This window comes from Staphylococcus sp. FSL W8-1270 (assembly GCF_038007165.1).
GTDB classification, from domain to species: Bacteria; Bacillota; Bacilli; order Staphylococcales; family Staphylococcaceae; genus Staphylococcus; species Staphylococcus hominis.
On record NZ_JBBOWQ010000001.1, the window covers coordinates 301,720 to 313,935 of the forward strand.

Annotated in this window: 12 protein-coding genes; all 12 read left to right on the top strand. The window is 32.7% G+C overall.

The window, feature by feature from the left end:
- Positions 1-22 precede the first annotated feature (22 nt).
- The gene (locus NSU06_RS01410; protein WP_049414253.1) at positions 23-778 is read left to right on the top strand and encodes a zinc-ribbon domain-containing protein; all 756 of its coding nucleotides are present in this window, start codon (positions 23-25) and stop codon (positions 776-778) included.
- A gap of 67 nt (positions 779-845) precedes the next feature.
- The gene (locus NSU06_RS01415; protein WP_049420725.1) at positions 846-1,583 is read left to right on the top strand and encodes a zinc-ribbon domain-containing protein; all 738 of its coding nucleotides are present in this window, start codon (positions 846-848) and stop codon (positions 1,581-1,583) included.
- Between the two features lie 217 nt (positions 1,584-1,800).
- A complete protein-coding gene (locus NSU06_RS01420; RefSeq protein ID WP_017175456.1) occupies positions 1,801-2,532 on the top strand; it encodes a phosphoadenylyl-sulfate reductase in 732 nt (243 codons plus the stop codon).
- 163 nt (positions 2,533-2,695) lie between these two features.
- Positions 2,696-4,549, top strand: coding sequence for an assimilatory sulfite reductase (NADPH) flavoprotein subunit (locus NSU06_RS01425; RefSeq protein ID WP_017175455.1), 1,854 nt, complete (start codon positions 2,696-2,698; stop codon positions 4,547-4,549).
- Between the two features lie 18 nt (positions 4,550-4,567).
- A complete protein-coding gene (gene cysI / locus NSU06_RS01430) occupies positions 4,568-6,289 on the top strand; it encodes an assimilatory sulfite reductase (NADPH) hemoprotein subunit (RefSeq protein ID WP_017175454.1) in 1,722 nt (573 codons plus the stop codon).
- A gap of 36 nt (positions 6,290-6,325) precedes the next feature.
- Positions 6,326-7,090, top strand: coding sequence for a uroporphyrinogen-III C-methyltransferase (gene cobA, locus NSU06_RS01435; RefSeq protein WP_048761808.1), 765 nt, complete (start codon positions 6,326-6,328; stop codon positions 7,088-7,090).
- A gap of 33 nt (positions 7,091-7,123) precedes the next feature.
- On the top strand, positions 7,124-7,735 hold the full coding sequence (locus tag NSU06_RS01440) for an NAD(P)-binding protein (RefSeq protein ID WP_017175452.1): 612 nt from the start codon (positions 7,124-7,126) through the stop codon (positions 7,733-7,735).
- A gap of 21 nt (positions 7,736-7,756) precedes the next feature.
- A complete protein-coding gene (locus tag NSU06_RS01445) occupies positions 7,757-8,632 on the top strand; it encodes a sulfite exporter TauE/SafE family protein (protein WP_048761805.1) in 876 nt (291 codons plus the stop codon).
- A 45-nt stretch (positions 8,633-8,677) separates the two neighbouring features.
- Complete coding sequence (sat, locus tag NSU06_RS01450) at positions 8,678-9,856, top strand: sulfate adenylyltransferase (RefSeq protein ID WP_048761802.1); 1,179 nt, start codon at positions 8,678-8,680, stop codon at positions 9,854-9,856.
- A gap of 18 nt (positions 9,857-9,874) precedes the next feature.
- Entirely contained in the window at positions 9,875-10,474 is a 600-nt protein-coding gene (cysC, locus tag NSU06_RS01455) for an adenylyl-sulfate kinase (RefSeq protein WP_048761799.1), read from the top strand.
- A gap of 426 nt (positions 10,475-10,900) precedes the next feature.
- Positions 10,901-11,662 carry a CHAP domain-containing protein gene (locus tag NSU06_RS01460; RefSeq protein WP_049415756.1) on the top strand — a complete coding sequence of 254 codons (762 nt, stop codon included), beginning with the start codon at positions 10,901-10,903 and terminating at the stop codon, positions 11,660-11,662.
- A 220-nt stretch (positions 11,663-11,882) separates the two neighbouring features.
- Entirely contained in the window at positions 11,883-12,125 is a 243-nt protein-coding gene (locus NSU06_RS01465; protein ID WP_017175447.1) for a hypothetical protein, read from the top strand.
- Positions 12,126-12,216 lie beyond the last annotated feature (91 nt).

Sequence of the window (12,216 nt, forward strand, 5' to 3'; positions counted from 1 at the left end):
AAGAAAGAAAGTAGGTAACATCATGAAATTTTGTCCACAATGTGGAAATCAAATTAAAGAAGGTCAATCATTTTGTAATAAATGTGGTAGTGATTTAAAAGTTTTTAAACAATATAGAGAGAATCAATTATATGAAAGTGCGGCATCTCAAAAAAACAAAAGGTGGCCATATATTTTATTCGTAATACTTATAGTAGCTATTTTAATTTCTGGAGGTTTAACATACTATTTCTTTTTTGTGAAACCAGAAATGGTAAAGAGTGAGGAAGTGACAAGCACACATCATAAAACTAAAGAAGACATCAAAAAGACAGTGAGACAAGGAGAGAAAAAATCTAAACAAAAAAATGATAAAGAGATACGTATGAAGTCTCCAAATATTGATGTGATGTCCGAAGATTTTGAAAATACATATTTAAAGAGTGATTGTAGAGACGGCTATTATGGTATTAAGGTAGGTATGACAAAAAATGAAGTTGAAAAATTAATAGGTAAACCTACAGGCATATTGGAAGTGCCAGGGTTCAAATGGAAATCAACGAAATATGGAAATATTACAGTAGATTATAGCCCTAATAATGAAGAAGGTAAGGTAATAGCAGTAGGCGTAAGCCCAGATAATGTAAAAGTAGATGATTTTTTAAGTCGCTATTATTCATATGATAGTTATACACCTACTGAAATTATTTATAACAATGATAAAAGTAACGGATATTTAGTTGCAGTTGATATTGATGGCAATCATATTGCAAAAATTCAGTGCTTAGCTGAAAGATAAAAACAGATATCAACATGTTCACAAGCATCTAAGAATTTAACCTCAAGAAGTGAAAGTAGGTAATAAAATGAAATATTGTCCACGTTGTGGGAATCATATTCATGAAACTCAACGCTTTTGTAATCAATGTGGGAATGATCTAGAAGCATTTGAGCAATATAGAAATCAAATGATCACTAATTCAAAGCGAAAAAAATGGTCTTTTATTGTAATTGTCATTTTAGTTATTGCAATGATTGTCGTAGCATGTTCGACGTATTATTACTTTTTTGTCAGACCAGTAGATGCACCTAAAAAAGATACACCAGTGCATCAAGTATCTAAAAAAGATAGTGAAGAAGGTAAAGTTCCAAATGATCCTGATAAGGAAGGGAAAGAAACGATAGAGAATAAGAAATCACCACAGATTAATGTAATGAGTGATGATTTCTTAGAAAATTTCATGCATAAAAATACATTGAATGGATATATGGGGATAAAGCCAGGAATGACTGAAAAGGAAGTTGAGAGGATAGTTGGAAAATCAACAGGAAAAATTCATATTGATGGTATGGATCATGAATCTATTAAGTATGGAGATTTGGCAGTTAATTACGATCCACACTCTAAAGAAAAGATTGTCACTTCAGTGGGAATTGCTCCAAATAATATAAGTGAAGAAGAATTTATAAGTCATTACAATAATTATGATAAAAGAAATTTTAGAGATATTGTTTATAACAATATCAAAGGAAATGGTTATGAAATTGTAGTATATTTAGATGGAGATAAGGTGGGACTTATATTTGCGGTTCCAGAATATTAATAAAAAAGTGCGAGTCCATAATAGGATATTGCACTTTTTTTATTAATATTATTTTTTTAGTTCGAATAAAAAATGTATTTTTATTTTAAAGCAAATATTCCCTAAACTTTCTTGACTTTCTATATGAAACTCGTTAAAGTATTAGCATATTATTCTGACAATTCTGATAGGTATTAGATTAATAAATTTGTAAATACTGAGGAGGGACCATAGGTTTATGTCAGTATCAAAGATAACGTATGAGAGTTTTGATGGTGATCCATTTATTGACTCCATTTCTACTGACGACGCGACAAAGGGTGCCTATGAAATTTTAAAATGGGCTTATACTACGTATGGTGAAGATATCGTTTACTCATGTAGTTTTGGGGCAGAGAGCATGGTACTTATTAATTTGATTTATCAAATTAAACCAGATGCTCAAATTGTATTTTTAGATACAGATTTACATTTTCAAGAAACATACGATTTAATTGATAGAGTAAAAGAATGTTTTCCTAAGTTACGTATTGAAATGAAGAAACCAGAATTGACGCTTGAAGAACAAGCTGAGAAATACAATCCTGCATTATGGAAAAATAATCCAAATCAATGTTGTTATATTCGTAAAATTAAACCTTTAGAAGAGGTACTAGGTGGGGCGATTGCCTGGATTTCGGGACTACGAAGAGATCAATCTCCGACTCGTGCTAAAACAAATTTCATTAATAAAGATGAACGTTTTAAATCGATTAAAGTATGTCCTTTAATTTATTGGACGGAAGATGACGTTTGGGATTATATTAAACAGCACGATTTACCTTATAATGAACTGCATGACCAGCATTATCCAAGTATTGGTTGTATTCCTTGTACAGCGCCAGTATTCAATTCAGATGATTCCAGAGCAGGACGTTGGTCAAGTTTTGAAAAAACAGAATGTGGACTTCATGTTGCAGATAAACCGTGATGTAAGGTTTAAAAAATTTTATACAAAAAACATAGTATTCTGATAAGGATTTAAAAATATTCTATATTCGATTTTTACTGGAAAGTCGAATATAGATTACATAATATAGAGATAGTAAGTATTTTAAAATAAAATAAAGATTGAAATGATAGAGGTGGATGAATTGAATCTAAGTGTTACCAATAGTCCTTTTACTGAAGGACAAGCCACACAAATTAATGAATTATTACAGACACTTACACCAGAACAAAAAGTATGGTTAAGTGGCTATTTAGTCGCAAATCAACAACTTACATCAGGAACATCTGACACACAAGGTTCACAAATAGGAGCTGTTTCAAAGGATACTGAAACAATGCTTCAACAAAATGAACCAACAATTCAACCTGAAAAACGAGCGATTACATTATTATATGGTTCAGAAACAGGAAATGCGCAAGGTTTAGCAGAAATATTTGAAGAACGTCTTTCAAATATTGGACATAATGTAACGTTAAAAGCCATGGATGAATTTAAATCTAAAAATCTTAAAAATGTTGAAGATTTATTTATTATTACTTCCACACAAGGTGAAGGAGATCCACCAGATAATGCAGCCGAATTACATGAATTTATTCATGGTAGAAAAGCTCCTAAATTAGAGGGAGTAAGATTTTCAGTACTTGCATTAGGTGACCAAACTTATGAGTTCTTCTGTCAAACAGGTAAAGATTTTGATAAAAAACTTGAAGAACTTGGTGCCGAACGATTATATGAACGTGTTGATTGTGATGTGGATTATGAAGAAGATGCCGAAAAATGGATGGCTAATGTCATTAATACTATTGACTCAGCACCTGAAGGTACACAAAGTGAACAAGTTGTAAGTGAATCAATTAAATCTGCGAAAGAGAAAAAATACTCAAAAGCGAATCCATACCAAGCTGAAGTATTAGAAAATATTAATTTAAATGGTAGAGGATCTAATAAAGAAACACGTCATATTGAATTCTTATTAGATAATTTTGGTGAAGAATATGAAGTAGGAGATTGCTTAGTCGTTTTACCACAAAATGATCCAGCTTTAGTTGAATTACTGATGAGTACATTAGGATGGGATCCGGGAGATCAAATTCAAATCTCAGAAGATGGAGATACGATTTCTTTAGAAGAAGCATTAACATCTTACTTTGAAATTACAAAATTAACGAGACCATTACTTCAAAATGCAGCAGCATATTTTGATAATGAAGCGTTAGAAGACAAAGTTCAAGATAGTGAGTGGATACAAAATTATATTGAAGGTAGAGATTTTATTGATTTACTCAATGATTTCCCACCTGAAGAATTAGAACCTGAAGATTTATATCAAATCCTTAGAAAATTACCTCCTAGAGAATATTCTATATCAAGTAGTTATCAATCATTACCTGATGAAGTTCACATTACGGTTGGTGCAGTAAGATATAATACACACGGTAGAGATCGTTCAGGTGTATGTTCCGTTCAATTTGCTGAACGTATTCAACCAGGAGATACTGTTCCAATTTATCTTAAACGTAATCCAAACTTTAAATTCCCTAAAAATGGAGATACGCCTGTTATTATGATAGGACCTGGTACAGGAATTGCGCCATTTAGAGCACATATGCAAGAACGTGAAGAATATGGTTATAAAGGTAATACGTGGTTATTCTTCGGCGATCAACACTTTACTACTGATTTCTTATATCAAACAGAATGGCAAGAATGGTTAAAAGATGGTTTTCTTGAAAAAATGAATGTCGCTTTCTCACGTGATACAGATCAAAAAGTATATGTACAACATCGCATTGCTGAACATAGTAAAGAATTTAATGAGTGGTTAGAAAAAGGTGCATCAATCTATATTTGTGGTGATGAAAAAAATATGGCTAAAGATGTACATCAAGCGATTCGCAATGTATTAGTGAAAGAACAAAATTTAACTGAAGAAGATGCTGAAAGCTACTTAAAACAAATGAAAAAAGATAAACGTTATCAACGTGACGTGTACTAAAGAAAGGGTGGAGAGTGAATGGCTAAAACGATTAAACAAATTGCTGATGAGTTAAATGAAAACCTTGATGCGTTAGAACATTTAAAAACTGAAAGTAATTATTTACGCGGTACGATTGAAGAAGGCTTAGCAGATCCTTTAACTGGTGCTATTTCTGATGATGATACCAAATTACTTAAGTTTCATGGGAGCTATCAACAAGATGACCGAGATGTACGTGATGAACGCCGTAAACAAAAATTAGAACCTGCATATGCTTTCATGATTCGTGTGCGACTACCTGGAGGTAAAGCAACACCTGAACAATGGATTGCAATGGATGATATTTCTAATAATTATGCGAATCATACATTGAAATTAACAACACGTCAAACATTCCAATTTCATGGTATTTTAAAACGAAATTTAAAATCATCTATGAAAAAAATTAATGAATCAGTGTTAGATACGATTGCAGCATGTGGGGATGTCAATCGTAATACAATGTGTAACCCAAATCCATATCAATCAAATATTAATAAAGAAATACTTGATTATGCTACAGCTATCAGTGATCATTTATTACCTAAAACGAATGCCTATCATGAAATTTGGTTAGATGGAGAGAAAGTGCTTGATTCTAAAGAAGAAGTAGAACCAATGTACGGGGAAAAATATTTACCACGTAAATTTAAAATTGGTATTGCCGTACCACCATCAAACGATATTGATGTATTTTCACAAGATATTGGTTTAATTGCAATTGTAGAAAATGATGAACTCGTTGGATTTAATGTGGCTATTGGTGGTGGCATGGGTATGACGCATGGTAATCCAGATACATACCCTCAAGTAGGACGCATTGCTGGATTTATTCCTAAAGATAAAGTCATAGATGTATGTGAAGCATTACTTACAATTCAACGTGATCTCGGTAATCGTTCAAATCGTAAAAATGCACGTTTTAAATATACAGTAGATCGTTTTGGTGTAGACAATATTGTTAAAGAATTAAATACACGTCTAGGCTGGGAAATCAGTGAAGCTCGTGAATTTAAATTTGAACATAATGGCGATCGTTTAGGTTGGATTGAAGGTGAAAAAGGTGTATGGAATTATACATTATTCATTCAAAATGGACGTGTAAAAGATACAGAAGACTATAAGTTAAAAACGGCGTTAAGAGAAATTGCAGAAACACATACTGGTGATTTTAGATTATCTCCAAATCAAAATTTAATTATTGCTAATGTAACTGAAGAGAAAAAAGCAGATATTCAATCTCTTATTGATAAATACGGTTTAACTGATGGTAAAAATTATAGTGGTTTAAGACGTAATTCAATGGCTTGTGTAGCATTTCCAACTTGTGGTTTAGCAATGGCTGAATCAGAACGTTATTTACCAACGCTATTATCTAAAATTGAAGATTTATTAGATGAAGCTGGTATTAGTGAAGAAGAGATTACTATACGTATGACAGGTTGTCCTAATGGTTGTGCAAGACCTGCATTAGCTGAGATTGCATTTATTGGTAAAGCGCCTGGCAAATATAATATGTATTTAGGCGGAAGCTTTAATGGTGATCGCTTAAATAAACTATACAAAGAAAACATCGATGAAAAGGAAATCCTTGAAAGCTTAAGACCAATTTTAATGGATTATGGAAAATCACGTCTCGAAGGTGAACATTTCGGTGACTTCGTTATTCGTTCGGGTGTAGTAGCTAAAGTTCATGATGGTAGAGATTTTCACAGCTGATTTTTTAAAGAAATAGAAGGCGAACGGGGTGATAAGATGGGAAAGGTTTATCTTGTAGGTGCAGGACCTGGTGATCCTGATTTAATAACTGTAAAAGGTATGAAAGCGATTCAAGCGTCAGATGTGATTTTATATGATCGCTTAGTAAATAAAGAGATTTTAGATTTTGCAAAACCCAACACAAAGTTCTTCTATTGTGGTAAAGATCCAAATAAGCATTCATTGCCACAAGAGGAAACAAATCGTATGTTAGTGAATTTAGCGAAAAAAGGTCATACCATTACACGATTAAAGGGTGGCGATCCTTTCGTTTTTGGACGTGGTGGTGAAGAAGCAGAGATATTAGCGGATAATCAAATTCCATTTGAAGTTGTTCCTGGTATTACATCAGGAATTGCAGCTCCTGCTTATGCAGGAATTCCTGTTACTCACAGAGATTATAGTTCCTCAGTTGCGTTTGTTACAGCTGTGAATAAACCAGGTATGACGAAAGAAGCATATTGGGAACATTTAGCGCATGGTCCTGAAACATTGTGTATTTATATGGGTGTAAAACGTTTGCCTGAAATTTGTGAACTATTAGTGCGTCATGGTAAGTCAGTAGATACACCTGTAGCGTTAGTACATTTAGGGACAACAGTTTCTCAAAAAACAGTCACTGGAACATTAGGTAGCATTGTACAACGTGCATCTGAAATCAAAAATCCTGCAATGATTGTGATTGGTGATGTTGTAAATATGCGCCAAAAAATTAGCTGGTTCAAAGAACAAGTATCAGATGTTGAAATGACATTACCATAATTTGAAAAATATCTAATATAGGAGGACGACAATATGAACCATATGCCGCTCATGATTGATTTAAGCCAGAAATCGATTGTCATAGTAGGTGGCGGAAAAGTTGCAACCAAAAGAGCTTCAACTTTAATCGAATATTGTGCTGATGTTCATATTGTTAGTCCTACTATTTCAACAACTTTAAAAGAATTATTAGATAACGAAAATATCACTTGGAGTCAAAAAGAATTTGAGCCACAAGATGTTGAACATGCCGACCTTGTAGTGATTGCCACAAATAATAACGACGTCAATACAAAGGTGTTAGAAAGTGTTCCTCATCATGCATTGTGTAATCATGCTTCGAAAGCCCAAGTTGGAAATGTTACGATTCCAAGTATTTTAAAACGTGGAAAACTTTCTATTAGCGTGTCAACCAATGGAGCAAGTCCTAAATTGAATAAAAAAATTATTTCAAGAATAAGCGATATGTACGATGAATCATATGAAATGTATATTGATTTTTTATATGAAAGTAGACAACTAATTAAACGATTATCAATCGAGCCATCTAGGAAACAGGAGTTATTACAACACATTTTATCTGATGAGTATTTAGATGAGGTTAAGCAACAAGAATTCACACGATGGCTTCATTTGCAAGTTTAGATATGAAGGGATATGTGATATATGAGAAAATTGTTTATATTTGCATTAGCTGGATTTTTAGCACAACTTGTTGATGGATCACTCGGAATGGGATTCGGTGCCTCCTCATCATCTATATTATTAACATACGGCATAGCACCTGCGATTGTTTCAGCAACGGTACATTTTTCAGAAATAGCAACGACTGCTGCATCTGGTACATCACATTGGAAATTTGAAAATGTACATAAGCCAACCATGTTGAAACTCGCAATACCAGGATCAATCAGTGGATTTATCGGTGCAGCATTATTAACTCAAATACATGGTGACTATATTAAACCTTATATAGCACTATTCTTACTTTCAATGGGTTTTTATATTTTGTATCAGTTCTTATTTAAACGTCACAAAGCCATTCATACACACGTAGGCACACTTAGTAGTGCGAAACTTGTTCCACAAGGAGCCGTTGCTGGTTTTCTAGATGCCATCGGTGGTGGAGGCTGGGGACCAGTCAATACACCGTTGTTACTTGCAAGTCGTAAAATTCAACCACGCTATGCCATTGGTACAGTGTCTGCAAGTGAATTTTTTGTAACACTTTCAACATCATTAAGTTTTATTATCTTTTTAGGATTTACTCAAATTAATTGGTGGTTTGTCATTGCATTAAGTATAGGCGGTATGATTGCCGCACCAATTTCAGCCTATTTAACTAAAATATTACCCATTAATATTTTAGCAATTTGTGTAGGTGGTCTTATTATTTTTACAAATAGTAATGCTTTAATGACGTATTTCATCCAAGACACTACAGTGACAAATGTTATTCGATTCGCAATTATTTGTGCGATTATTGTATTAGTTATTATTACTATTATTCGTAACAAAAAATTGTCTTTTTCTTATAAATAAAGCCGAGTAAACTAATCAAAATAATTAGAAAAGGAGTTATCAACGATGCCAACAAATGAAGATATTATCAATTATACAATTAAGCCACATGGTGGAGAGTTAATTAATCGAGTTGTAGAAGGAAAAGAAAGAGAAGCATTAATTGAAAAAGCGAACGCTTTTAAATCATTAACTTTAAATCCTTGGTCAATTTCAGATTTAGAATTAATAGCTATTGGTGGTTTTAGTCCACTTACTGGATTTATGGGAGAAGCGGATTATAAAAAAGTTGTTGAAGATACACATCTTGAAAATGGACTAGTATGGAGTATTCCTATCACTTTACCTGTCACTGAGGCACAAGCGAATGAACTTAATATTGGTGATGATATTGCTTTATATGGTGAAGATGGCGTACTTTATGGTACTTTAAATCTTGAAGAAAAATATACGTATGATAAAGAAAAAGAAGCTCAAAATGTCTATGGTACGACTGAAGAAGCCCATCCAGGTGTCAAAAAAGTATATGAAAAAGGAAATGTTTATTTAGCAGGTCCTATTCAATTAGTAAATCGTCCTAAACATGATGAATTTTCAGATTATCATTTAGATCCTGCTGAAACACGTCAATTATTCAAAGACTTAGGGTGGAAAACAGTAGTCGGATTCCAAACACGTAATCCTGTCCACCGTGCACATGAATATATTCAAAAATCTGCATTAGAAATTGTAGATGGCTTATTATTAAATCCTTTAGTTGGCGAAACTAAAGCAGATGATATCCCTGCAGATGTACGTATGGAAAGTTATCAAGCTATCTTGAAAAATTACTTTCCTAAAGATAGAGCACGTTTAGTTATCTATCCTGCAGCGATGCGTTATGCAGGTCCACGTGAAGCAATTTTACATGCTACAGTTCGTAAAAATTATGGTTGTACACATTTTATTGTTGGACGTGATCACGCAGGTGTTGGTGATTATTATGGGACTTATGAAGCACAAGAGCTTATCTCTCAATTTGAAGATGAATTAGATATTCATATTTTAAAATTTGAACATGCATTTTACTGCGAAAAATGTGGCAATATGGCTACAGCTAAAACGTGTCCACATGATGCATCAGACCATGTACATTTAAGTGGTACGAAAGTAAGAGAAAAATTACGTAATGGCGAATCATTACCAAAAGAATTCTCAAGACCTGAAGTTGCAGAAGTATTAATTAAAGGATTAAGACAAAAGTAATTTGGGGGAGTATATAAAATGAGTCAATCAACAAATATTACATGGCATGATTCAGAAGTAACTAAAGAAGATAGACAACGTCAAAATGATCATAAAAGTGCTGTCATTTGGTTTACAGGTTTATCTGGTTCTGGTAAGTCAACAATCTCTGTGGCACTTGAAAAGGCTTTATTTGAAGAAGGTAAACATTCATATCGATTAGATGGCGATAATGTCCGTCACGGTTTAAATAAAAACTTAGGTTTTAGTCCAAAAGACCGTAAAGAAAATATTCGTCGTATCGGTGAAGTAAGTAAATTGCTTGTAGATGCAGGAACAATTGCAATTACTGCATTTATTTCTCCATATAGAGAAGATCGTGATGAAGTACGTGACATTCTAGAAGACGGAGAATTCATTGAAGTATATACGGAGTGTAGTGTAGAAGAATGTGAGAAACGAGACCCTAAAGGTTTATATGAAAAAGCACGTTCAGGTGAAATTAAAGAATTTACAGGAATTAGTGCACCTTATGAAGCGCCAAAACATCCTGAAATAACTATTAATACTGAAACACAAAGTATAGATGAATCAGTTGAACATATTCTTAATTACTTAAAAGAACACCAATATATTTAATGAATAACCAAACGAGTGAGATAACGAATTCAAAATGAATGTTATCTCACTCGTTTTTTGCTATACATTCTTGAAAATAATAAATAATATTCCCCTATGTTATGAAATAAAACATATTTAAAATAATCAGATATATTACATCATTTGTAATGACACTGTTGATTAAATTGATAAAAAGATTGATATTAAAGTGTTTTGATGATGTAACAAAAGAGAGATTTAATTACAAAAACCGTCGTATTATTATGATTCAATTACAAGGTATTAACAACGCCCACAAACGCTTGTTTATCTGATAAAGTATGTCTTGTCGTTAATTAACGAGAAAAAATAATTCGAAGTAATTTAATATTGAGATGTCATTTGAAAGTAGCCACGTGATAAATAAAAGAAGAATGTTTTAAAATTCTAGGAGGATATTTAATTATGAAAAAAATCGCTACAGTAACTATCGCCACAGCCGGAATCGCTACAGTTGGATTTGCGCATCATGACGCACATGCAGCGGAAAATAATGGATATAACCCTAATGACCCAACTTCATATAGCTACTCTTATACAATTGATCAACAAGGTAACTATCATTACACATGGCAAGGTAATTGGAGTCCTGATCGTTTAAATCACACTAATGATTCAAATAATAGTCAATCTAACTATAATAATTACAATAATAATAACTATAATTACAATAGCAATTATTCATATACAACAAACAACAATCAATCTTATACAACTAATAATACGACAGGTGGATTAGGCGCTAACACTGCGTCAACATCAAATAGTAATGTAAAAGTTACAACTCAAAGTGCACCAAGAACACAATCAACTGCTTCAACTCAAGCATTCTCAGGTAAAACAAATTCAGGTGCGAATTACTATACTTGGGGTCAATGTACATATTATGTATATGACAAAGTTGGTGGCACAATTGGTAATACTTGGGGAAATGCAAATAACTGGGCTAACGCAGCAGCGCAATCTGGTTATACTGTAAACAATACACCTAAAGCAGGTGCTGTAATGCAAACGACTCAAGGTGGTTATGGTCACGTTGCATATGTTGAAAGTGTAAATAGTGATGGTTCTGTTACAGTATCTGAAATGAACTATCAAGGCGTAGGTGTAGTATCTACACGTATAATTTCAGCAAGTCAAGCAAGTTCATACAATTACATTTCATAATTTAAGGAAATGAACTATTTAAAAATTAATGTAAAATAATGACTAAGATATTTAAACAATAACGTTATTTAAAAGAGCAAGTATATGAATTCAAAACGAATTCTAACTTGCTCTTTTTTATTTTTAAAAATTACATTTAATATGATTTAAATCACTTTATAAAGGGAAATATATAACTACTAATTCCTATAGTGTTCAAATATAAAGGTGGTGATTCACAATGGCGTTAGGAGTACTTCAATGGATCCTAGTGATCGCAATTGTGGTAATTACGATTGGCGTCATATTTGGTCTCATTTGGGGTTCACTTTTTGAGGAACGCTTTTATAGAAGTCGTTCTAAAAAAGAAGAAGAAGCACGTATTGAGAAAAATCTTAAAATGGCAAAAGGGCATACCGATGATGACGTAGTATATGATGAAGAAGGTCGTGCATCACTCAAAGAAGATTATAAAAAACAATAAATATTGATAAACCTTTAAGAATCCTTTTGATTTTTAAAGGTTTTTTCTTATCAAAATATTTATATTAATTAACTTTATGCAATTATATACT

What these genes read in the sequence shown, in the direction of transcription:
- NSU06_RS01410 (WP_049414253.1), top strand. Translation starts at nt 23, where the DNA reads ATGAAATTTTGTCCACAATGTGGAAATCAAATTAAAGAAGGTCAATCA.
- NSU06_RS01415 (WP_049420725.1), top strand. Translation starts at nt 846, where the DNA reads ATGAAATATTGTCCACGTTGTGGGAATCATATTCATGAAACTCAACGC.
- NSU06_RS01420 (WP_017175456.1), top strand. Translation starts at nt 1,801, where the DNA reads ATGTCAGTATCAAAGATAACGTATGAGAGTTTTGATGGTGATCCATTT.
- cysI (WP_017175454.1), top strand. Translation starts at nt 4,568, where the DNA reads ATGGCTAAAACGATTAAACAAATTGCTGATGAGTTAAATGAAAACCTT.
- cobA (WP_048761808.1), top strand. Translation starts at nt 6,326, where the DNA reads ATGGGAAAGGTTTATCTTGTAGGTGCAGGACCTGGTGATCCTGATTTA.
- NSU06_RS01440 (WP_017175452.1), top strand. Translation starts at nt 7,124, where the DNA reads ATGAACCATATGCCGCTCATGATTGATTTAAGCCAGAAATCGATTGTC.
- NSU06_RS01445 (WP_048761805.1), top strand. Translation starts at nt 7,757, where the DNA reads ATGAGAAAATTGTTTATATTTGCATTAGCTGGATTTTTAGCACAACTT.
- sat (WP_048761802.1), top strand. Translation starts at nt 8,678, where the DNA reads ATGCCAACAAATGAAGATATTATCAATTATACAATTAAGCCACATGGT.
- cysC (WP_048761799.1), top strand. Translation starts at nt 9,875, where the DNA reads ATGAGTCAATCAACAAATATTACATGGCATGATTCAGAAGTAACTAAA.
- NSU06_RS01460 (WP_049415756.1), top strand. Translation starts at nt 10,901, where the DNA reads ATGAAAAAAATCGCTACAGTAACTATCGCCACAGCCGGAATCGCTACA.
- NSU06_RS01465 (WP_017175447.1), top strand. Translation starts at nt 11,883, where the DNA reads ATGGCGTTAGGAGTACTTCAATGGATCCTAGTGATCGCAATTGTGGTA.